The following is a 22,278-nucleotide window of genomic DNA, read 5'->3' as shown; positions in this document are numbered from 1 at the left end:
GTTGAATAGATGGCGACAAGTACAACTAAGATTGGACTAAAAAAACCCGGTATTACAGATGAAATTGAAACGACTTTAAAAGACTTGTCCGATAATTTTCAAAAGCTTGATGAACTATCTGAAGAATATGCACCTTCTCCTCCAATCTCTGGTCTATATTATGCAGGAAAAAGATTGTGGAATAATTTCACGATAAGCTCTGGCTATGTTGGATGGGCCAATATTCGTACTGGGACAGCAGCTCCAGTCTGGGAAAAGTTAAAACTATACGCTGTTGGTTCTGTAGTTGTTCCAGCCAGAGATAATGGACACTACTACACTGTAGTTCAGGCCGGGCATTCCGGTTTTACTGAGCCTATCTATCCTGTATCTGATAATGGTCAGGTTAATGATATTAGAGGAGCCAACACCTGGATCTCCTCACATTTGTATAGTCTGAATGATATCGTCATCCCCACCATAGATAATGGCCGTTTCTATTTATGTATTCAAGCCGGAGAATCCTCCAACCTTGAACCTGCATGGCCTCAAGTTGATGGAGCGACAATTATAGATAAAAACGCTAATTGGAGAAGTTACCGAATTGCTAAGTGGAAAGAAAGTGGTCCTGCTTCACTTTTCAAGCCATTTGGGAAGATAGAATAAGGTGATGTTATGACAAGCTGGAATTATCTATGTAATTTAAAAGGTGTCTACGTGTCCAACGCAATCACTATTCCTTTAAATGTGGATGGGGCTATCAGTAAGATTTCTTGGAATCAATCAGTATCGGGAGATGCAAGAATTACCGTGCAGACAAGAACATCATATGACCAGATCAACTGGACGGAATGGCGAAATTGCATTAATGGTGGCAACATACCAGATATCAATGAATCAACATTTATGTACAATCTCAAAGTGGTTCTCCGCATTATCATTGAATCCTCTAATTATTCCAACCCTCCCTCTATTCAAAACGACTTCACATTGACATTTGAACCAGTAATGGTATTTGAGAATAAAGGAAATCGGAATTGTGAACCGGAGATATGGATTACCAAGTTAGGAAATGGTGACTTTTCAATTATAAATACATCTCATAACAATGAAACATTTAAGTTTACTAATCTTGTGGATCAAGAAACAGTGTACGTAAATAACGAGAATCAGGATATTCAATCCAGTAATCCGATAATCTATCGGTATTCAGATTTCAACGATAACTATCTGAAATTTCCAGTGGGTAAGAATGTGTTAAAAATATCGGGTAATGCCAAGATCAAGTTTCGCTATCAATTTAAACGTATCCAGTAAGGAGGTGAACACTTGACTGAATTAAATACATATCTAGAATACAATGACCCATTAACAATCATTAGACGAACAGGTAAACCAGATGACCCCTATATTGATCGTGCAGATGTCCTACCTGTTATCAATGGGAAAATCACTCTACTTGAAATCCCATCACGCACAGATCGAGTACAAATTGCTGGAATGACGGAGATTGATCAAGAGATATACGAAAATCGTCCATTTCTCGCTCCTAATGAGTTCCTTGTTCATTACTCGGTTGGAGTGGTACAGGTCAATAGTTCATTAGAAGGTACAGCTCCCTTATGCAGATATAAGGCGACTGGATTAATCCTCTACCCTGCAAGCAGAATCTACGCAATGGTCCATCGTAATCCCGATGTTGTTTCAACGCTCCAGGATTACATAGATCAGGTTGAAGAGAAAATAAATGAGAATAAAACCATAATTGGTGATATCGAAGTCTTGTTAAATCAAACAAAACAAGTCATCGATGACTCTAAGGCAGCTACTGACTTAGCGAATATTGCTGCACAGGAAGCAGATAAGGCAACCATATTGGCATTGGACGCTTATCAAACCACACGATTGGTTTTCAAGGAGCCAGTAGCCACTCTATCTGAGGTCAGAAGTACATATCCTAATCCTTTAGTTGGTTGGACTGTTCAGACCTATAAAGATGGTAAGAGATACCGCTATGACGGAAACCAGTGGATTGAGATTGATGTATTCGGATCAAATCTTCAGACGGTAAATGAATTCAAAGACGGATTAATGTCCGTAGCAGAACATCTCAAATTAAAATCATACCCCGATTCTATAAAAGATCGAATCATTACCTTTTCCCTCCCCGATGCTGTTCAAGGTGTTATCGAAAATTTCATTCCCTTCCCCTTTGCTGGACAACTCATTGAAATGAATGGATATTGCGAGATTGCAGGAGAAATGGTTACCGAGATCAGTCTTGAACGAACGAGGAATCTTAAGAATTGGACTGAAATAACAGACCGTAGATTACGATTTGAGCCTAATGCCAATGTAGACGACAAACTAGTCGCGTTTAAAAGTAAGGATGTCACTGTTGGAGATATCTTTAGACTCAATATGAACACGCAAGGATTAGGAATTTACAATATAACAATTAATCTAAAAATAAGAATATAGAAGGAGAAATACATACATGGCGAACCCGGTGATCAGTTGGTATAACAGTTTAAATACCGCAGTAGTAACAACGCCTTTTAATTTTGGAGTCATTGATGCAGATGATCTCTCCCCCGTTTTTACGTTCAACATTTGGAATAACAAAGGGGGAACCACAGATGTTTCGAAAATGGAAGACTGCACAATCACAACTCGTGATATGAGTGGTGGTTTGGGTAACACTGTTGGTAGCGAAATCGAGGTCGTAAAGAATAACTGGTTCCATTGCCAAGTAGACTCCCTAGGCGAAACAGATTTGGCACAGGAGTCTTCTCGTATCGGTAAGGACTACACAAAGCCTATTGGAACAACAGGCACAACTAAGAAAGACAATACAGGTGCTACCTATCCCACTCCACTTAAACCAGGAGCTAAAGAAATCCTTGGAGTTAAAAACAATGGTGTGGCTGCTGATGCTGCTGGCAACTTTGCTACAGTAAGTCTTCAAGCAGATGTACCGTTGGAAGCTAAAAGTGGACAGCAAGCCTTCAAAATCCGTGTCAGTTATCGTTACGTGTAATATTAAATAATGCTTACTAAGAGGCACTGCTGGTGTCTCTTTTCTATTTTTCTCAACAATACAATGTGGAGGTATTTTATGATTCTAGGCAATAATCAATACCGTTTCTCTCCAGTTAAAGAACTGCAAAATTTCGTTTGGATTGCCGAAAATGTGGACGGTTCTTATCTGTCTGAATATAACTTCGATGACAGAAAAGAAAACAGTTTTTATCAAATTAATAAGAATGAATTAATCAGGTTTGGTCTTATTGGAATGGGATCACAAATCTATTTTGATGTAGCTAACGGCATATTTAATATCAACAAAAATCGAATTCAAATATCCTACATTGCTGATGGTATAGAATATCCATTAACAGGTAGAGCTATTTTATATAACGACATCACTCAATATAAGGATGCTATCGGAGATGCGAAACTCCTCTCTAAGACTGCGAGTGGTCGGATTAAAGGACACATCACTCAACATGTTATTGGCTACAAAAAACCAATGCAGATTGAAGATGTGAATATCCACTTTAAGAATTTGCTACATATCCCCCAGGATAAAAACATTCCTCCCTATCTAGAGATCAAGATTTCTGTAGATAAAGATCTAGACGGTGAATTGGTGTTTAGAGTTAATGGCCTTATTGCAAATAGAATTCATGCTCCACTTATTAAGAATCAGGCTGGAGTGTATAACTGGGAACTGATTTAACTATAGAAAGGAAACTGCAAATGGAAAACTTTTATACAGACACCTATGGGAGAGTTTGGGGCAATAAAGCCATCGGAGATACTTCTGTCGTGACAACATCAAACAATGAAATCACCATTTCATCAGGTGTTCATGACTACACTTTTAACGTTCCTGCTGGTACATATTCCTCAATGTATGTTACTGGAACATCTGAACTGGTGGATGCAATCAAAACTGTGATTCAAACGAATTCGTACCCTATCGAGGCTCACTTAGGTGGGAATCACAAAGACGTTAAATTCAATTCGTTGGTATTCAACCTTACCGATGGAACAGCGATTGACTCCATTAGTGGATCATTCTTCGAAGAATTTTTTAAGTAAGGATGTGATGAGATGGCAACGCAAGAAATAGGAATTCCTCTTGATTTAAATCAAGGTGTATTCAACAATACTGTATTCAAGGATGGGAAATTGCAACTTGTTGAATTAGGGAAAGACGACAGTAACACTCCTATATATGTGCCTGAAGGGTACTGGATTTCTGAACCCATACGTATCGCAGATAAGGTTGCCTTATTTAAGTATGTTGCAAAAACCATATCGGGCACAGGTAATTATAATATTTATACACAATCTTCGCCTGATAGCTACGCCTGGACAGAATGGGAGCAAGTTGATGCTTCAACAGGAACAATTACGACTCCAGTAGGCTATTTTGCTCGTGTAAAAATCTTGATATCGCCCACAAATAGCAACGTAACACTAACCATTGATGGATTCGATGTGGTTGATAAATATGATAATGCGTATGTCAATTCTTCAGATGGAGTTCTTGAAATCAAACAAAGTTACAGAGACAGAATGACCAAATTAGGCAATGATGGATTATTGACCAGATCCATTCCTAAGTCTTTTTTCAAGAAAATCGATAAACTACTATTTGTTGAGTGAGGAGGTGGAGTAAAATTGACAGAGATTAAAATGAAATTTACAGATGCAGGTGAACTAGGTCCAGCAAATTCTGTTACTCAAGTAAGAAATGGAAAGAGTGTTTTTAGTGTACTCCATAATGAGAGCAATCTCCTTATTTCTAATAAACACGAGAACATCCAGTATCTAATTACCCCACGGCCTGGGTATCGTATTTACAGCAGCAACAAAACTATTGTCTTGGAAGATAAATTATGTGTGATATGGAGTGAATACCCTACTTCCAATAATTATAATGCAAATCAGGCATACCTATCGGTTATAGAGAAAGGTTCTTCTACTGTGAACACCAGAGCCTTATTTTCTCTAGAAATTGGTTATCTTCTTAACACCATAAATACAATAATTCATAATGGAGAATTATTAATATTTATAACCGGATATAATAGCACGTCCAAGCAATATACAAACGCTATATTCTCGTACAATGGTTCAACTACATCAACAAAGACATATAGTCTTCCAAACAATTATTATAATCTTCGATTTTTAAATAATGGAGTTTATAGCGTGAATGGTAAATTGTATATAATATGCATGTCGGAATCATACAATATGCTTCATTTGGTTGTTGTAGACAATGAAGTTAGCACATTTAAAGTTCTTTACAATAATTATTCAAATTCGATTTCTTTCAACAAGGGAATAGTTTTTAAAAATAACTTATATGTTCAATATAATGCATTCACTGGGTCTTCAACATTTTTTCTGCTTGATAAGATAGATTCAGATAATACTTCACAAAACATTTTAGCATTGAATCCATCAGGAAGCATGTCGCTAGAAATCGAAAGTACTGAAGACTATATGTTCACGTTAATAAGAATAAATAATACAGGTGGTGGATATACTGCTGGTTTTGGCTACGATTTTTTTGATGGTAATAGTTTTACAGGTTCTGTTGCCAGAATAGACAGTTTCGCTAAAATCAAAAACTTTACAACTGATAGATCAACTTATCAAATATTATGTTTTACAAAAATAAAAGATGAACATTATATTTCTATGCGTGTTCAAAGCCCCAATAGATTTGATATTTATAAAAAGACTGGAGATAGTTTAACTAGAATCGTATCGAAAAGTTTTGCAGGGAACAACAATCCTGGTTGTACGTACATGGGAACCATTAATGATGAACTTTACTTTGACCTGACCTACGATCTGACTACTACAACTAACCCTTGGACAGGTCTTCATTATTTAGCTAAATTCGATGGTGAAAGTTTAACGGAATTAAAGATTGATAAAAGTTATGCTTACATGTCTCCTGAACCAGTTATAATTGGAAAAACTTTTCACGTGGTATACAGACAATATTTTAATAGTACCAACATTTACTACAGCGCGAAAATCAGTCTATCCCAATTTAAACATCTAATTCATAACAATGGAGAGTATAAAAAGTGGGTTGAAGAAAAAGCTGCTACTGATGGAGCAAGTGTGATCCCAACAATGACAAGCAATTTACTTCCAAATGGCGAAGCAAGTGCAAGTGTAAATGGTAATGTGGCCTACGTGGCGTTAGATAAAAATAGTGGAACAGCTTGGAGTATTGGAACAAATCCTCTTCCTGCATGGTGGCAATATATGTTCCCTGAAGCTAAAACCATTGCAAAATATAAGCTTTCACCCAATGGAACATTTACACCTCAAGCCTGGACATTTCTTGGTTCAAATGACAATTCAAACTGGACGATTATTGATACTCAGGTGGGTCAGACGGTTTGGAATGGAACGAATCAATACAATGTTTCAAATACGGTATCTTATAAATACTATAGATTTAACTTTACTATAATGAATAGTACTAACCTGGGTTTTATTGAATTGGAAATGTTGGAGCAAGGAGAACCAGCAATTCCAGCACATTGGCAAACCATCTCCACCTCTACTCCTTCTATTGATACATTTAAGACTGATGGCATGGAGGATTTATCTGTGCTGGATAGAAAGCCAACTGCTTTTGTGAATCCTATGAGTGTGACTGGAACAATAGGGAGTGGAAAAGTGTTTAAGAAGAATGTTGATTTGAAGAAGTTATTTGAGATACAATCGCTAATTGTGAAGTAGGATATTTATTTCTACTTCTTTTTATGCAAAGGATATTACTTGGAAAGGAGTGAAGTTTGATGCCCCTCTATATTAAGATTGAAGTAACTGGTTCATTAGGCTCTTCTTATACTTATGAGAGCTTTGATTTAATTCAATTCTTTGATGAGAAAAACACCTTAATTTCGATAAGTAACGCAAATCTAGTTTCACATAATTATATTAATAGAGCAAGCACTACAGATACAGCTAAGTGGTTTGTCCCTAGTGATGGAAATGTACCATACGATACACCAAGTAATAAGGGGATTCTTATTATTAAAATGCCTGATACAACGCGATTCATTGGGAAAGTAGCTGCAAAATCTTACTCAAATACTGGAGGCGCTTCACAAATTGAAGTGTTTCATTCATACGACAATGGCATCAATTATAGTTCAGATGGAGTAATCATTTTTACAACTATAAGCCAAACCAAAGAGTTATTGGTACGTATTGGAGTGACCAATAAAATCTTACTTTCATCGGGTGATAAATATTATTCAACAAACAAACAATACGGCGAGACAGCACCATTCATGACAAGCAATACCACTCCCTCAGGTACTGTGACTTCTTCTGATAATAGTGCAACTGCATATTTATCTTTTGATGGTAGCCATGGTTCTGCTAGTGGTGCTGGATGGTATAAAACTTTTACCTCTGGGGATTGGCTTTGTTATCAATATCCATCACCTATTGTTATAGACGCTTACTTACTTGCTCCAATTAATTATTCTAATTTAAGCGTACAAGCACCAAAGACCTGGAAAATACAGGGGAGCAACAATGGATCAACTTGGATTGACTTAGACGTTCAAACCAATATTGTCTATAGTGCAGTGGATCAGGGAGTGGGAAAATTATTTGATTTTTCAAATAATACACCCTATCTTTACTATAGAATACTTATAACAGCTAACAATGGCTCAACTAGTCTCTCTATAGGGGAACTGAGATATTATAAAAAATATAATAAACTTATAAGCGCTGATAGTATGGATGAGTCATTTTTTATAAGCAATGGAATTGATATGCTTAATGATTTTAATCAGAATATAAAAAGCATAAAAGAGATTATTCATACAAGCCTCATATCAGGTTCCGGTAAAATTTTCGAGCATACTATTGACTTGTCAAAGCGTCATACAAACAAAATAACATTGGGCTGATCAAAACACATCTGAATAAAAGATGTTTTTTATTTAGTTTTTAAAGAAAGGAGTATATTTATGGCAACATATTATGTAAATGGAAGTAGTGGAGCCGATACTTCAAATGGATCAATTGGCACACCATTTTTGACACTGAACAAAGCACTAAGTACCATTGCACAATCTGGAGATGTGATTATATTGTCACCAATTGTTGGGTTGACATATACAGTATCAGATGTAACAGCATTTCAAACGAAAAGCTTCACTCTACAATCGGACAGGAATAGTTATGCAATCATTGATTTTGGTGGATTAGCGTGTAATACGGCGGCTACTACGAAGAAGTTTACGTTTCTATATTTTAAAAATATGGGAACTTGGAATTCTTCTACAGGGGCGGTTTCATTGATTTATGAAAATTGTATATTCGAAGGCATTGGAAGTGGCGCAGCCTTTTGGACAAATTCATCATCAGTAATAATGACTAGCGTACTCATTAAAAACTTTAAATTGTTAACTGCTGACAATGCATCTGTTAATTTAATACGTGGAACTACTAGTTCAAGCTTCACTAACATTGCAATATTGAACTGCACTGGAGTGACAGCTTATTCAGGCAGTGTAGTATTGAGTAAGTCTATTATGGGGTCTGCGGTGACTTTAAACTTAGTTAGTGGGAATTATGTAACTACATCCACAAACGAAGAAAGCAAAGTTGTTAGTGGAATCACATATGGCTTGCTTGTTTCGAGTATAGTGTTGACCAATAAATTCTTGATTTCATCAGGTGATGGTGAAGTAAAAACCTTAATCAGTAATACCGTAGCTATTCCAATTATGACCTCTAATACTACCCCAAGTGGGAGAGTTACTACAAATATCACTCCATTAGATACAACTTCCCCTTATCAGGCTTTTGATGGGAAAACAAATACATATTTTCACACAAATGTGAATGTGAAAACAGGATGGCTGGCTTATGAGTTTCCGTCAAAGGAAATAATTCAAAAATATTCATTAGAAAGTCAATCGGGTTTTAGTTCTAGAGCGCCGAAAAACTGGACTTTTGAAGGTTCCAATGATGGTGGCAGTACTTGGACTGTGCTTGATACTCAAATCAACCAAACATTTGCAAATAATATTAAAAACTATTACTCCATTAACAATGAAACTCGCTATAAAATATACCGAATCAATATCACTGCCAATAACGGAGATCAATATCTTACATTTTGCGAAATGGAAATGATAGGGGAATATCCACCAATACTTTCAAGCTTAGGTGTTAAAACCGCCAATGAACAAGATTATATTCATTACGGAATGGAAAAAGCAACAATTATAGACTTAAACTTACCAATCTTAACTAGACAATACGTGCAAGCTAGTGCTGTCGCATTGGGGAGTGGTAAAGTATTTAAACAAAAAATAGATACATCAAAAGTTCCCATCAAAGTAGTATCAGTGAAATGATTGTTTTATTCAGAAACTAGAAAGGAGATGATAGAATGGCAAGCAGTGTTAAAGTTCCAATTATTATGACTGGCAATAATACACCCTCCCCCTTTGTAATCAGTACTTCATCTCAAGCGTCAGGTTTTGATCCATACAAAGCTTTAGACGGTATTCTTTATAGTGGATCAGGTTCTGTAACGGGATGGCTGGCGAGCTCCAGAGCAGCATGGTGGAAAATAGATATGGGAGAATCTAAAGTTTTAACAAAATTAGCTCTTTTTGCAGTAAACGCAACTGGTGGGGGTGCTAATCTTGATCGAATGCCGAGATCTTGGACATTTGAAGGCTCCAACACAGGTTCCTTTTCAGGAGAACACGAAGTATTAATTAATATTTCTGGCGATTCCCCATACAGTCATTTAGAGAAGAGAGTTTTCAACATTGATTCCCCAAAAAAATTCAAGTTCTATAGAATTAATGTAACTACAAATATGGACGGAAGCACATTTACTGGAATCCCTGAGTTAGAGTTCTACGAATTAGCCTATGATCTTTATATTCTAATTAAGAATCAGAATTCTTATTTTAAATATAAAGATAACATCTGGAATCTTGTTACAAACCAATCTCCTACAGAATCTGATTATACATTGGGGAATGCTTTAACGGATATCTCGACCATTCCAGAATCAGCATGGTCAGAACTCACTGGTGAAGTTGAACTGTGCTATTACACAGATGACCCAACGAAAACTGATGCACAATTCAATATAGAAACAACTCCTTTCACTCTCGCTGAAGAGTGGGAAGATAAAACAATTAAAGTCATTGAATACACTGACAATCCGAATCAAACGGAGTCAACCATCACACTAGAAACCGAACCATTTACTCTATACGATGAGCTAGGTGATACTGTGGATGTCTTGTATTACACAGATGATACATCGAAGACATCTGCAAGTCTCAGTGTGACAGCAAACTATTCCCCACTTGATGAAATCAATGGAGATTTCGAAGTTGTGACCTGGACTGACAATGATATTGAAGTTGGTTCAGAGCCAACTCTGACTTATGAAGCCTTACCGTTTGAACAACTATTGTTACAGCCCCAAGACTTTAAAGTCCACGGGACAATTAAATCAATTGTAGCAACTAAGATCGCTCAAACTAGTGAAGGAAAGTTGAGGTTCATTGCCTCTTTTGACTCAGGTGCAACTTGGAAAACATATCGGTTTGGTAAATGGAAACTCATCAACCATAACGATCTCTCTATGATCTCTAAAAAGGGAATGACAATTGACACACTTAATACAATTCCTGAAAAGGACTTGATTGGCCTAACTCGAATTGGCTATTACCTGGACAATAGCATCCATAATAGTGTTGAGAAAACACAACTCGATGTGGTCAAAACAATTCAACTTGCTCCAACCCAAGATGTTAAATTTAGTGATGTTGCTTTCTATCTGCTGAATACAACAGCAACTATTCAACTTCAACTCCAAGGCAACAAGCTGGTTGGAACCTTAGATGACGCAGATCAGACGAGAGTGCAGTATAGAGTAATACTTAATGGTAATCCTTATTATCCACTCAACGGTGAATTCTCCCCTCTAATGCCTTCCCCACTCAATATACAACTCAATCTATCCGAAAAAGATGTAGTATTTGGACAAGATAATACACTTAAGGTTGAATTTCAGGATTATTGGGGTCAGGTTGATTCCTGGCAAACTACTTTTGTGGGTACATATTCGGGTATCATGTTTAAGGACGAAGCAGGAAAGTTTTACTCCAACTCTTTCGGTGAGATACTGAAACGATTGGAATTTGGGAATCTTTTCGCTGGACAAACCACATTAGAACAAAAGGTGATTGTTAAGAATCAATTAGGGGTTAAAGTACAAAATCTACTATTGGAAATTGTAAAAGAAAAACTACCTCCAGGAGTCTCCATTGAACTTTCACGTTCAAACTTCCCCTTCACGCCTGAAGATCCCCTTTTATTTAATATGTTCTTCGATGTTGATCAAGAGTTTGAATTCTATGTACGAATCGTTACACAATTAACTGCCCCGACAGCAGCAAACGGACAATTTGAAATTAGAGCAAAAGCAGATCCAGTTTAACCAGATCTCAATGCAATGAGATAGGAAGTGTGTAAGTGGATGAAGTAAATGAAATAAGTAGTGTCATAACGGTTAAGAATAGACTCTCCAACAAAATGGAGGGTAGTTTTAAACTATATCGTATTAATGATGAAGATATTGAAGCTGAACTCATTGTTAAACAACATAATGGCGATGATTTAAGATCAGTCATTAGTGTCAAGGTTGAGAAGCATAATGATATCAATGCCAGTCTAGATGTTATGTATCGTGGAAATGCAGAACTGGAAAGTAGTCTGGAAGCTGTTGCAGTTAATTTCCTTGAATCATACATAGAGGTTAGACCACATAACCAAATGTTTGGTGGATTCGAGTTATTTGAAGCTCCACGTGTTGAAGTTAAGCTTTCTCCTGTCGCGGATGCAACAACCCGTAGTCGAAGTGATTTGCGGACCATTAACTATGGTGATACCCGTAGTATGTTAACTGGAAGAAGCACAGATGAAGAATTCGGAGCATTTGTGCAATTTGCAGATTTCAAAAATTCTATACCTGATCTGAATATTATTGAAAGCGCAAAGTTGAGATTGTATTATTCAAGTTTGCCATTGAATAGTAATATTGAACTCCATCAGCCTAACACCATTTGGCGTGAACTCGGAATCACAGACGCAAACAAACCTCAATCCGTAGAGCTGCTGCACGACTCCTACATGGTAAATGCTATCGAGAGGTATGTAGAATTCGATATTATGGAGACGGCCTCCAGATGGCAATCAGGGGCTTTAGAGAACTATGGTTTCATCATCTCAACTTCGGATGATAATAGGCTCACATTCTTCACTCGTGAATCTGATAGATCTCCACAATTGATTATCCGATACGTTACTTCTCAAGTGTATAGTATTGGCCGTTCTGAAATGGAATCCAGTATCTTTGTCTATGGTAAACGAGACAATGATATCTCAGGCGTATTAACTGTTGATAGTGATGTGGGTTTAACTAGTATTGATGCTCAGTTATATGTACACCAGCAGAAAGATCCCTTGTTCTCTGAGACTCCATCAAAGATGGCTATATCAAAGCCTGAATTGTTCTCAGCTCTTACCGTTCAGAGGCGAGAACACCAAGAGATCGATGCCGTATTAACTGTAACTGTCCACACCACAACCGAGGTTGAATCTAGGATTGGTTCTAATAAACCTGACATTGATTCATTATTGACCATTGATCCGAACATATCATTAGCAAGTATCATCACAATAGCAAAACCAATGAATGAAGATATTGATTCTTATATACAGGTGTCACAACGTGATCTGGGAGCCTATCTAACCGTCTCTGATCACACAAGGGCTAACAGCTACCTAAGTTCCGAGTTGACTGTCAGAACGGAATATGAGTCTTTCTTGGATGCCAATATTGCGATATCTGAAAGAGATATGGCTGGTTTAATAACCGTTAGAGCGATTGATCAGATAGACATGGATGGTATCATTCAGGTTCCAGACCATTATGATATCGATTCTACACTAGGATATTCCCATCCTGACATGAATGCTGTAATTACCATTAGAGCAATTGGTGATGAGTATTTAGAAGGTTCGATTGAAGTTCCATATTATGAGGATTTGGAATCAACATTTGGGTATTCTCAACCTGACTTGAGTGCAATGCTCACAGTTACATATACCTCTGAAATTGAAAGTGAGATATACGTTAAGGATAAGGAATATTTAGATTCCGTAATTGATGTTAAGAAAATCAGTGAAATGTCAGGTTATCTGATGGTTAAAGCAGTCAATCAAATAGACGGTGAGTTGAGTGTTAACAATCCTGAACTGTTTGGTTATCTGTCGCCAAGAGTAGCCGGAGATAATGAGTTAGTTGCTGAGATCCTGATAAAGAAAAGAAATGTCGCAGACCTTAACAGCTATATTAGTGTTCGAGGACAGGGCAATCGTAATTTTGTAATCATATTTTAAATATAAGTTGATGAAAGAGGGGTTTTATCACCCTCTTTTTATTTTGATAAATAATTTGAGAGGTTTTGAATAATGTGGAACGTGTTGACTTAGTAATAAAATCGGTTGTCGCTATATTTGCAGGTATAGTATCTGCACTCACAGGGTTGTTTGGAATTATCTTTACAGTGTTGTTGGGACTAATGGCTTTAGATATTATAACTGGCCTCTTAGCTGCCATAGTAACTAAAGAGGGATGGCGAAGTCGGAAAGGCACCAATGGACTTATTCGAAAGTGCTATGTAATTTTATTGATTGGAAGCATTTTTATTGTTGAAATTGCGCTTGGTAAGACCAATGGAATTGTTACCGATAGCATATCAGCGGCTTATGCCTTTATGGAATTAGTAAGTATCGTGGAGAATGGTGGCAAAATGAATGCTCCCATTCCTAAGAAACTCAAAGAATGGATCACAACACTAAAAGAAGCTGTTGGTGAAGGCGATAGTTCTGAATAGCAAAAAGACGAGAATTAATGTTCTACCCGGCTAGAGTATCCCCAAAAATCTCGTCTCAGGTAAATTATAGCATGAAGAATTCGAAAGGAGAATAATTAAAAATGAAGAATATCGTGTATTACAGTCAGAAAGATCCTCGTTGGAAAAATACCAAGTATTCTATTCGGAGTGATAAATCACAAACAATAGCCACTTCAGCTTGTGGTCCAACCAGTCTAGCAATGGTTATTAGTACTTTAACAGAAACTAAAATACTCCCACCAGAGGCAGCTAAGTACGCAGTGGATAATGGTTACAGAACGAACAATGAGGGAACGTCTTGGGCCTACTTTAATAATCTTGCAACTAAGCACGGATTGACTTGTAAACAGACCCCCAGACTTGATGATGCAAAAGCAGCACTCTCTAACGGTCTATTGGTTATTGCTTCGATGGGCAAAGGTCATTTTACTGGAGGTGGGCATTATATTCTGCTTGTTGGGATTAATGAAAACTGGATTGATGTGTATGACCCAAATCATTTAAATAAGAGTTACGGAACAGACGGAAAAGTAAAAGTGGGAATTAAAGACGATGGTATTGTATCTGCAATTGATTCAGTTTTCAAAACTGAATGTAAGCAGTATTGGATTTTCGATGTGAAGGAAATAAAGGTTCCTGAAAAGGCTGATCCAGTACAAACTACAGAAAAGGATGATGGACAGGTGGATAAGGTAAAAGATATTTTAACTAAAGATAATAGTGTTTTTGATGGATTTCTAAAAGACAACATCAACTACGTCTCGGTAGATGTTTTAAAGGCATTGGGACACAAAGTTTCTTGGGATAACAATACTAAGAAATTGTACATAAGCTAATTAACAGTTGCAGAATCTACAGTCCTCGTCCTTGTACTTAGGATAATTACATTTTATACAATATTCGTGCTCACGATTTTTAAATTCAGGCATTTTCATATGTTTAACAAAAGTGTCCCTTACGTCTTGGAATAACGTTACCCACTCAATCCAATACTCAGGGGACATTCCATTTTGATAATTACTATGAATTTTCGCAGCAATGACGGCAGCATCAACATCTCTTTCATTCTCAAGGATAGTGAACACTTTATTGTGTAGGGCTATGCTCTTAATTGCTTCATCCGAAGAATAATTGCAATTCTCAATTAACAAAAGGTAAACATTTCTTTGTAATGGTTTGAGTAATTGAGCAATATCACTCATATTGAATATCCCCCCAAGATTTAATACTTATAGTCTAGCATATTTAATCAAATATTATAAATGAATTGGAGGTTTTAATTAATGAACGACTTATACATAATTGTTGGTACTACCCTGCTCATTGTAGCAGGCTTTTTTATTGTTCCCTGGCTTCAACGAAAAGGTTTGCTTACAAGCAAACAGATTGAACAGATTATGAGTTTAAGTAATATTGAACGATTGGTTGTTGATATTCTTCCCATTGCAGACAAATATAAAGACAAAGCTAATTTTGTATTAAATGTTGCTAATGAAGTCATTGACTACGTGAATACATATGCAAATGGCACACTTTCAAAAGCTGATAAAATGGCCCTTTCGCTAAAATTAATAAACGAAACTTGCGCTAAGTTCAATGTTGAGATAAAAGGTAATGAGCAAAAATTGATCAAGATTATAATTGAACTAGGAATTGAGTTTGTGGAGAAGAAGAATTAAAAAAAGCCCCCATTTGGAGATTAATCCATTTGGGGGCTTTTTTGTTCTATATCGAGAATCACCAACTAATTTTACTGAAATCAGGTTGAATGCTAATAAGATAATTACTTATTTTTTCAATTGGGTTTGTTAGTGTATTTGCGAATCCACTAAAATCTGCCCCGTTGTATTTAAAAGTAAATCCAGCATAAATCAAAAATGAAATAGCACAGATGCCGAAGAATAATTTTTCCCAATGCAGTTTTCTCAAAATATTCTTTATCACCTTTCAAAGTAAGATATAAGTAAATTATACCATAGGTGATAAGAATGAGAAAATTGACTATTCTGTTTTATTCTTTAGATTACATTTTCATTTGATCGTGGTATTATATTCGTCATCTTATTGCCATCACCTGTTTCGGCAATATCTTTAGGCAATATTGTCATCAATTCTTGTTTAGAGAGTTGCTTTACTGGCTTACTCATCAATCTAACTGCTTGATGCCTCATTGATTTTTCAATAACATTTCTGACAAAACGGGCATTACTAAAAACTATATTATCCAACTTTTCATCAAGAATAATATCCTTGAGTTTAGATACTGTTTCTGTCGTGAGTGAATAGTCTCTTTCTCCTGCCATTTTTGCAGCAATCAGAACTAATTCATTGACATTATAGTCATCAAATTCGATTTTAATTGGGAATCTTGATGGCAAACCCGTATTAGCTTCTAACAACATATCCATTTCATCAGGATATCCAGCCAGAATTATAATGAGATCACTATGTTTGTCTTCCATCATTTTAACTAAACAATCGATGGCCTCCTTGCCGAAATCCTTGTCTCCGCCGCGCGCCAGACTGTAAGCTTCATCGATGAAGAGAATACCGCCGAGCGCTTTTTTCACCAGATCCCGCGTCTTCTGGGCAGTATGTCCGATATATTCGCCTACCAGATCTGCGCGCTCTACTTCAATCAGATGCCCTTTGCTGAGCACACCCATCCGCTGGAACAGCTTCGCCACAATCCGTGCAACCGTGGTTTTGCCAGTCCCCGGATTGCCCTTGAATACCATATGGTAAACATGATGGTTAACTTTAAGACCCATTTCTTGTCTTAATTTCTCAACCTGCAGAAGAGCATATATCTCATAAATTAATTCCTTAACTTTCTCAAGACCAATCATCTCATCAAGTTCTTGAAATATCTCTCTTATTGATTCAAGATAGCTCGGAGTCAAATTAGCAGAAGGTTCAGTGGAGTTTGTAGTTATCTTCGTAGTCTCTTCAGTATTTTTAAAAGTAATATTCATACGAGCTTCATTGATTGTAATTTGTCTTGCATCATCCAACTTGGTCACCTCACACTCATTATATACAATTAGATAACTGCTTCAGTATATGTCGGTGTTTATTAGGCATCACACGCTCTAGGATGGCTTTCAGGAGGGTTAAGTAGGGGGCAACGTCACTTTATTCGTCTCTTCCCCACCCTCCTTTAAAACAAGCTTAGAATAGGAGGGACTAAACCCGTAATCTCTATAAATTGCTTTAAAAGATAATTTCATGGAGTGGTGAAGCTTGTAAATTTGCGGATAGTCTTTTTTCCTTTTAAGACACGCACGTTCTTTGATCGAATATTTAGTTATATTGTATTTCTTAAACATCTGTTTAATGTTCCACCATTCAATACCTAATTGTTCACCTATTTCTTCGAATGACAAAAGTTCATCTCGATATAAGCAAACAATCTCAGCAAGCATTGGTTCATAATCACTGAACTTTGGCTTAAAATTGTCTCCACCCCAAGGCAATTCAGGGATTTTAATTGAATCGTACACATGGAAATCTAATCGCTGGCCTTCACTAAAGTGTCGATGGCCTCCTTGCCGAAATCCTTGTCTCCGCCGCGGGCCAGACTGTAAGCTTCATCGATGAAGAGAATACCGCCGAGCGCTTTTTTCACCAGATCCCGCGTCTTCTGGGCAGTATGTCCGATATATTCGCCTACCAGATCTGCGCGCTCTACTTCAATCAGATGCCCTTTGCTGAGCACACCCATCCGCTGGAACAGCTTCGCCACAATCCGTGCAACCGTGGTTTTGCCAGTCCCCGGATTGCCCTTGAATACCATATGGTAGGCCTGGCCTCCGGTGGCAAGTCCGGCTTCACTGCGCATCTGGGCCACCTGCAGCAGGGCATAGATCTCGAAGACCAGCTCTTTGATGTTATCCAGACCTACAAGTGCATCCAGCTCCCGGCTCAGCTCCTGGAACAGTCCGCTATGGCTGCCGGGCTTGGGAGCTGCCGTGCCGCCTGCGCTATCAGCCGGCAAGCCGGACACCGGGGCCGGAGCCTGATTATTCAGCACAATGTTAATCTGCCTGGACGGTCTGCGTTCTTCCCGTCCGCTGCTTGCCGCCGCTACATGTCCGTTCACCTAGTTCACCTCATTATACAGGTCTGACTTGCTCTAACCAGTCTATTCCAGTATAAAAGGCGTTATTAGCAGTTTTGGAAATTAGCAGATTTACAGCGACAGCTCCTGCAACTTCCATTTGGTGTAAGCCAGAATCTCGCGGGACTTATACTTAAGCATCGACATCACTTTAGACTCTGTGACGCCAAGCTCCGGGTTCTTGTACCCCAGCTTATGCGCAATTTCCAAGGCGCGGCGGCCATGGAAATCATGTGTAATCACGACGGCTGAAGACAAGCCCTCCTGCTGCATGACTGTCTTGCTGAAGAGCAGGTTCTCGTAAGTGCTGGTAGACTGGTCCTCCAGATAGATCACCTTATCCGGTACTCCATGGGCAACCAGATACCTCTGCATGCCTTCGGCTTCTGTGTACTTATACTCCGGCTGATCCAGCCCTCCAGAGACAACAAAATGGCTGAATGCACCAGACTTATACAGCTCAAGCGCATAATCCAGCCGTTCCTTCAGCCCGGGACTCGGTTCATCCCCCCACATCGACATCCCCAGAATAACTCCGGCGTCCGCCTTCACCATGGGCGAGGTGGTTGCTGCACTGTTAATTCTGTTAAAGACTACCCCGCACCAGATGAATCCGGCCACAATCAGTACCAGCAGCGAGACCATCAGCACCCTCTTCGTGCGGTGGTGGCGCTTGCGCGACACTTTACGTATCGGGGATGAACCCCGATGATAGACATACCAATCCATGATCTACTTCCTCCTAAATTCTCCGTGATGAAACAATTCGGCACGATGCTTCAGTGAAAGGGAGAAATACGGAAAGGCATGAGCGTCTATCGCACGCAGTATTGCATTGGCTGTTGACCAGGCTAACTGGTAATCACTGTCCGTGATATCTTCCCGCTCCAGCGCTTCCTCCAGCTCATCCTCATCCAGCAAAAACACTTCACCATTCCACAGTACGACAACATCCAGATACAGATCGTCGAACCAGGGAACCCCTTGATCTGTCACACCCTGGACCTTGCAGGTATCAATGTACCACTGCACAATATTTTGCCGTTCATCAAACATGGCCGTCACAATATAGTGGCTGTCCTTGGGAAAATACTGCAGCCATGAATATCCCTTGTCCGCAATGCGGTATGTATGCCTGCCGTAACTCTTCCATAGCGGCTCCTTCAGCCCGTATATAGTGTAGAGTGTGATGTAACCGCTGAACTCCCGGGTCTCCACATAGCGGCAGGCAAAATGGCGGCGGGTAATCCTGCGCCAGTTGGCCCGGTCTCCGAATTTACGTTTCATATGAATAACCCTCTTCTGATAATGGTGCATTCAGCTTAACACATTTTGCAGAGACACTCAAAACAAGAAAACCCCGACATCCGGCAATTCTGCATCGCGCAGAGCTCCCGGAGCTGTCAGGGTAATCGTTAATGCTATGAATTTGACTTCAAGTCAGTCTAATGCACATTGCCGGGTCCTTCAACAAAACCGCTGCCCGGATCACTTGCCGGATCGGTTCCGGCATTCGGGTCAGGGATGATTCCAGGATCGACAGTACCGGTCGTCGCCTCCGGTGTCGGTAGTGGCTCTGCCGTGGCAGCCGCAGGCGGCGGTGTCATCTCAGGCGGGGTTGTGGCTGCTCCGCTGCCGTTATCCCCTCCTTGACCGTTGCCGTTATTACCTGGACCGTGATTGCCTGGACCATTATTACCTGATCCGTTATTCCCAGGTCCATTGTCTGGCGGATTGCCGCCGTTCTCTCCAGTTCCGGAATCGCCGCCGTTATCGGGGCTATCCGTAGGCAGATTCGGGTCAGGCGTCATCTCTGGCTCAGGGGTCTGAAGCTCATCCTGGACGGACACGGTTACAGTCTCAGAAGGCTCGCTCTCCTGATCTAGTTCCTGATAATATGCAGTAACATAATATTCGTAAGACAGTCCCGGCATCGCACTGATGTCCCCGATATTCGAGGCCATGGTGTTCATGAGCGGGGTGAAGTCTGCTTCAGACGTCTCGCGGCGGTAAATACGGTATTCTACCCCACTGGCCGCAGCAGGATTCCAGCTCATATTGACCGTCATCGTGGATGGATCATACGCAGCCTGGAAGCCCGTTACCGCCGATACCGCTTCAGGCGTCGGCGTAGCCTCTACCTCTGGAGCAGCGCCCTTCGGTACCGGGAACTGCTTGGCAGGTACACCTTCGAGCGCCTTCTCCATGACCTTGCCCCAGAAAGCAGCGGCCAGCGGACTGCTGTTCTTCAGCAGATGGGTCTTGCTCGGCTTGTCGTAGCCCATCCATACCGCTGCCGTCCATTCCGGTGTATAGCCGACGAACCAGACATCACGGTTCGAGCTGATGCCCTTATATCCGCTTTGTGTTGTACCGGTCTTACCGGCTACCGGACGGTTAATTTTCGCTTTTTTACCTGTACCGTCCTGTACAACACGCTGCATCATCTCTGTCATCTGATAGGCCGTCTGTTCACTCATGACACGGTCTGCCTTGGTGTTCGCCTTGTAGACGGTCTTGTCATCAGCGTCAGCTATAGACTTGATGGAGTATGCCTCCCGCAGCTCTCCGCCATTGGCGAACGCACTGTAGGCCTGAGCCATCTCCATCGTGTTCGTCCCCTCACTCATCCCGCCGAGGGCGAGCGACAGGTTCTTGTCCTCATCCTTCAGGTTGATGCCCAGCTTCTTGGCGAACTGGAAGCCGGTATTTACACCGATCTCATTCAGCAGCCAGACCGCCGGAATATTCTCCGACTTCGTCAGCGCATCGCTCATACTGATCGACTTCGAGTACCCGTGCAGATTGTTCGGACAATATTTGCCGAAGCACTGCTTCTCATTGCTCAGCATGGAATCATTCGTGAATTTGCCGGATTCCAGTGCCGGTGCATAGGATACCAGGGGCTTGAAGGCAGAACCCGGTGAGCGGCGGCTGCCGTCAATCCGGCTGTAGCCTTTTTTCTCATAATTACGTCCGCCCATCAAGGCTACAACGCTGCCGTTCTCCTGATTTACAATGGTCATCGAGCCTTGTACCAGCTCATCGTCCACACTTTTCTCAAAGTTATCACTGTCGGCAAAAGCATCCTCAATCGTCTCCTGGGCATGCTTATCCATGGTTGTATAAATCTTATACCCGCCGATGTTCAGATCATCCTCGGTCAGCCCGAATTTGTCCTCAGCCTCACCAATCGCATAATCAATGAATGCCTGGTAACGCTGCTTCTTCTCAGGCGGCTTGTAGTTGTAATCCACAGCCTTCGCTTCGTCCATCTGCTCCTTGGTAATCAGCTTCTGCTCATACATGAGTTGAAGCACTACGCCCCGGCGTTCCTTCGACAGCTCGGGGTTACGCAGCGGATTATAGCGGGACGGCCCTTTGGGCATTGCAGCCAGGGTGGCTATCTGCCACAGCTTAAGGTCATTCAGATCGCTTTTCCCAAAATAACGGATGGAAGCGGCCTTGATCCCGTAGGTGGTTCCGCCGAATGGAATCCGGTTCAAATACATCGTGATAATACTCTCTTTGGATTCTTGCTTCTCCAGTGCCACGGCAATCGACACCTCGGTCGCCTTACGGAAGAAGGTCTTGTCGCGGTTCAGAAAGATGTTCTTCGCCAGCTGCTGGGTAATTGTACTCCCGCCTTCTACCATACTGCGGGCCGCAATATCCTTAACGGCCGCGCGTCCGATGGACCAGAGGTCCACCCCGTTATGCTCGAAGAATCGTTTATCCTCGGTGGCTACGAATGCTTTAACCAGCATCTGGGGAAGATCCTCATATTCCACCGGATCGCTTTTCTCCAATGACAGCTCGCCGATCAGGTTCCGGTTCCGGTCAAAAATCTGTGTCGGCGGATTGATCGTCAGCTTGTCCCTGTTCTCATCCAGCAGCTTCTGCCCGTTCAGCATGATGAACAAATAACCGCCCAGCGCACAAAAAATAGCTAGCGCAATTGAAAAAAACAAACTCCACAGCACACGTTTTTTGGTTAAGAATCTTTTCTTTTTTTTCTTCGGCTTCCCTTGGGAGCTTGGCGGCTGACTTCCTCTGTTTCTGTTGCCGCCGCTCCGGGTTAACTGGTCTCTGGACATGCTGCCTCCTGACTCCCTTAACGGAAAAAACGTAAATGATGTTCACGAATGA

General features: G+C 40.2%; 21 protein-coding genes and 1 pseudogene. 15 read left to right on the top strand and 7 right to left on the bottom strand.

What is annotated here, in order from left to right; all coding sequences use genetic code 11:
• The first annotated feature begins 9 nt into the window (after positions 1–9).
• From MHH78_RS17035 to MHH78_RS16970, 14 genes are all read left to right on the top strand, one after another.
• Positions 10–645 carry a hypothetical protein gene (locus MHH78_RS17035; protein ID WP_341168100.1) on the top strand — a complete coding sequence of 212 codons (636 nt, stop codon included), beginning with the start codon at positions 10–12 and terminating at the stop codon, positions 643–645.
• 51 nt (positions 646–696) lie between these two features.
• Positions 697–1,296 carry a hypothetical protein gene (locus MHH78_RS17030; protein ID WP_341168099.1) on the top strand — a complete coding sequence of 200 codons (600 nt, stop codon included), beginning with the start codon at positions 697–699 and terminating at the stop codon, positions 1,294–1,296.
• Between the two features lie 12 nt (positions 1,297–1,308).
• Positions 1,309–2,460 (top strand): hypothetical protein, encoded by a 1,152-nt coding sequence (locus MHH78_RS17025; RefSeq protein WP_341168098.1) that lies wholly within the window; start codon positions 1,309–1,311, stop codon positions 2,458–2,460.
• A 16-nt stretch (positions 2,461–2,476) separates the two neighbouring features.
• Entirely contained in the window at positions 2,477–3,019 is a 543-nt protein-coding gene (locus MHH78_RS17020) for a hypothetical protein (RefSeq protein WP_341168097.1), read from the top strand.
• A 78-nt stretch (positions 3,020–3,097) separates the two neighbouring features.
• The gene (locus MHH78_RS17015; RefSeq protein WP_341168096.1) at positions 3,098–3,721 is read left to right on the top strand and encodes a hypothetical protein; all 624 of its coding nucleotides are present in this window, start codon (positions 3,098–3,100) and stop codon (positions 3,719–3,721) included.
• Between the two features lie 20 nt (positions 3,722–3,741).
• Entirely contained in the window at positions 3,742–4,086 is a 345-nt protein-coding gene (locus MHH78_RS17010; protein ID WP_341168095.1) for a hypothetical protein, read from the top strand.
• A 12-nt stretch (positions 4,087–4,098) separates the two neighbouring features.
• The gene (locus MHH78_RS17005) at positions 4,099–4,656 is read left to right on the top strand and encodes a hypothetical protein (RefSeq protein WP_341168094.1); all 558 of its coding nucleotides are present in this window, start codon (positions 4,099–4,101) and stop codon (positions 4,654–4,656) included.
• Between the two features lie 15 nt (positions 4,657–4,671).
• Positions 4,672–6,765 (top strand): discoidin domain-containing protein, encoded by a 2,094-nt coding sequence (locus MHH78_RS17000; protein WP_341168093.1) that lies wholly within the window; start codon positions 4,672–4,674, stop codon positions 6,763–6,765.
• A gap of 59 nt (positions 6,766–6,824) precedes the next feature.
• Positions 6,825–7,955, top strand: a complete 1,131-nt coding sequence (locus MHH78_RS16995) for a hypothetical protein (RefSeq protein WP_341168092.1) — start codon at positions 6,825–6,827, stop codon at positions 7,953–7,955.
• A 60-nt stretch (positions 7,956–8,015) separates the two neighbouring features.
• Entirely contained in the window at positions 8,016–9,413 is a 1,398-nt protein-coding gene (locus MHH78_RS16990) for a discoidin domain-containing protein (RefSeq protein WP_341168091.1), read from the top strand.
• Between the two features lie 35 nt (positions 9,414–9,448).
• A complete protein-coding gene (locus MHH78_RS16985) occupies positions 9,449–11,527 on the top strand; it encodes a discoidin domain-containing protein (protein ID WP_341168090.1) in 2,079 nt (692 codons plus the stop codon).
• A 35-nt stretch (positions 11,528–11,562) separates the two neighbouring features.
• Positions 11,563–13,491, top strand: a complete 1,929-nt coding sequence (locus MHH78_RS16980) for a DNRLRE domain-containing protein (protein ID WP_341168089.1) — start codon at positions 11,563–11,565, stop codon at positions 13,489–13,491.
• Between the two features lie 74 nt (positions 13,492–13,565).
• Positions 13,566–13,988 (top strand): phage holin family protein, encoded by a 423-nt coding sequence (locus tag MHH78_RS16975; RefSeq protein ID WP_341168088.1) that lies wholly within the window; start codon positions 13,566–13,568, stop codon positions 13,986–13,988.
• Positions 13,989–14,089: 101 nt separating this feature from the next.
• Positions 14,090–14,845: a C39 family peptidase gene (locus MHH78_RS16970; protein ID WP_341168087.1), complete on the top strand. Its 756-nt coding sequence runs from the start codon at positions 14,090–14,092 to the stop codon at positions 14,843–14,845.
• Here the strand turns inward: MHH78_RS16970 and MHH78_RS16965 are convergent, their stop codons facing one another.
• A complete protein-coding gene (locus tag MHH78_RS16965; protein ID WP_341168086.1) occupies positions 14,846–15,211 on the bottom strand; it encodes a hypothetical protein in 366 nt (121 codons plus the stop codon).
• Between the two features lie 81 nt (positions 15,212–15,292).
• On the opposite strand from MHH78_RS16965, the gene MHH78_RS16960 reads away from it, so the two are divergent.
• The gene (locus MHH78_RS16960) at positions 15,293–15,688 is read left to right on the top strand and encodes a hypothetical protein (RefSeq protein WP_341168085.1); all 396 of its coding nucleotides are present in this window, start codon (positions 15,293–15,295) and stop codon (positions 15,686–15,688) included.
• A 339-nt stretch (positions 15,689–16,027) separates the two neighbouring features.
• On the opposite strand, the gene MHH78_RS16955 is transcribed toward MHH78_RS16960, so the two are convergent.
• The 6 genes and pseudogenes from MHH78_RS16955 to MHH78_RS16930 all read right to left on the bottom strand — a co-directional run bounded on the left by MHH78_RS16955 (position 16,028) and on the right by MHH78_RS16930 (position 22,226).
• Positions 16,028–16,984: an AAA family ATPase gene (locus MHH78_RS16955; RefSeq protein ID WP_445668097.1), complete on the bottom strand. Its 957-nt coding sequence runs from the start codon at positions 16,982–16,984 to the stop codon at positions 16,028–16,030.
• Positions 16,985–17,122: 138 nt separating this feature from the next.
• Positions 17,123–17,512, bottom strand: coding sequence for a hypothetical protein (locus MHH78_RS16950; protein ID WP_341168083.1), 390 nt, complete (start codon positions 17,510–17,512; stop codon positions 17,123–17,125).
• A gap of 11 nt (positions 17,513–17,523) precedes the next feature.
• Positions 17,524–18,111, bottom strand: a pseudogene (locus MHH78_RS16945) (AAA family ATPase); the annotation flags it as partial.
• A gap of 90 nt (positions 18,112–18,201) precedes the next feature.
• The gene (locus MHH78_RS16940; protein ID WP_341168082.1) at positions 18,202–18,858 is read right to left on the bottom strand and encodes a YdcF family protein; all 657 of its coding nucleotides are present in this window, start codon (positions 18,856–18,858) and stop codon (positions 18,202–18,204) included.
• Between the two features lie 3 nt (positions 18,859–18,861).
• Positions 18,862–19,416, bottom strand: a complete 555-nt coding sequence (locus MHH78_RS16935; RefSeq protein WP_076079356.1) for a DUF402 domain-containing protein — start codon at positions 19,414–19,416, stop codon at positions 18,862–18,864.
• 158 nt (positions 19,417–19,574) lie between these two features.
• Positions 19,575–22,226 (bottom strand): transglycosylase domain-containing protein, encoded by a 2,652-nt coding sequence (locus tag MHH78_RS16930; protein WP_341168081.1) that lies wholly within the window; start codon positions 22,224–22,226, stop codon positions 19,575–19,577.
• Positions 22,227–22,278: the final 52 nt, after the last annotated feature.

It is taken from the genome of Paenibacillus sp. FSL H3-0333 (genome assembly GCF_038002805.1).
In the GTDB taxonomy this organism is placed as follows: domain Bacteria; phylum Bacillota; class Bacilli; order Paenibacillales; family Paenibacillaceae; genus Paenibacillus_AQ; species Paenibacillus_AQ silagei.
The sequence above is the reverse complement of the archived record's forward strand: the minus strand, read 5'-3'. Positions and strand labels throughout refer to the sequence as shown.

Bases quoted from the DNA above. Each gene is read 5' to 3' on its own strand.
- MHH78_RS17035 (WP_341168100.1), top strand. From the start codon at position 10: ATGGCGACAAGTACAACTAAGATTGGACTAAAAAAACCCGGTATTACA.
- MHH78_RS17020 (WP_341168097.1), top strand. From the start codon at position 2,477: ATGGCGAACCCGGTGATCAGTTGGTATAACAGTTTAAATACCGCAGTA.
- MHH78_RS17015 (WP_341168096.1), top strand. From the start codon at position 3,098: ATGATTCTAGGCAATAATCAATACCGTTTCTCTCCAGTTAAAGAACTG.
- MHH78_RS17010 (WP_341168095.1), top strand. From the start codon at position 3,742: ATGGAAAACTTTTATACAGACACCTATGGGAGAGTTTGGGGCAATAAA.
- MHH78_RS17005 (WP_341168094.1), top strand. From the start codon at position 4,099: ATGGCAACGCAAGAAATAGGAATTCCTCTTGATTTAAATCAAGGTGTA.
- MHH78_RS16995 (WP_341168092.1), top strand. From the start codon at position 6,825: ATGCCCCTCTATATTAAGATTGAAGTAACTGGTTCATTAGGCTCTTCT.
- MHH78_RS16990 (WP_341168091.1), top strand. From the start codon at position 8,016: ATGGCAACATATTATGTAAATGGAAGTAGTGGAGCCGATACTTCAAAT.
- MHH78_RS16985 (WP_341168090.1), top strand. From the start codon at position 9,449: ATGGCAAGCAGTGTTAAAGTTCCAATTATTATGACTGGCAATAATACA.
- MHH78_RS16970 (WP_341168087.1), top strand. From the start codon at position 14,090: ATGAAGAATATCGTGTATTACAGTCAGAAAGATCCTCGTTGGAAAAAT.
- MHH78_RS16965 (WP_341168086.1), bottom strand. From the start codon at position 15,211: ATGAGTGATATTGCTCAATTACTCAAACCATTACAAAGAAATGTTTAC.
- MHH78_RS16960 (WP_341168085.1), top strand. From the start codon at position 15,293: ATGAACGACTTATACATAATTGTTGGTACTACCCTGCTCATTGTAGCA.
- MHH78_RS16955 (WP_445668097.1), bottom strand. From the start codon at position 16,984: ATGAATATTACTTTTAAAAATACTGAAGAGACTACGAAGATAACTACA.
- MHH78_RS16940 (WP_341168082.1), bottom strand. From the start codon at position 18,858: ATGGATTGGTATGTCTATCATCGGGGTTCATCCCCGATACGTAAAGTG.
- MHH78_RS16935 (WP_076079356.1), bottom strand. From the start codon at position 19,416: ATGAAACGTAAATTCGGAGACCGGGCCAACTGGCGCAGGATTACCCGC.
- MHH78_RS16930 (WP_341168081.1), bottom strand. From the start codon at position 22,226: ATGTCCAGAGACCAGTTAACCCGGAGCGGCGGCAACAGAAACAGAGGA.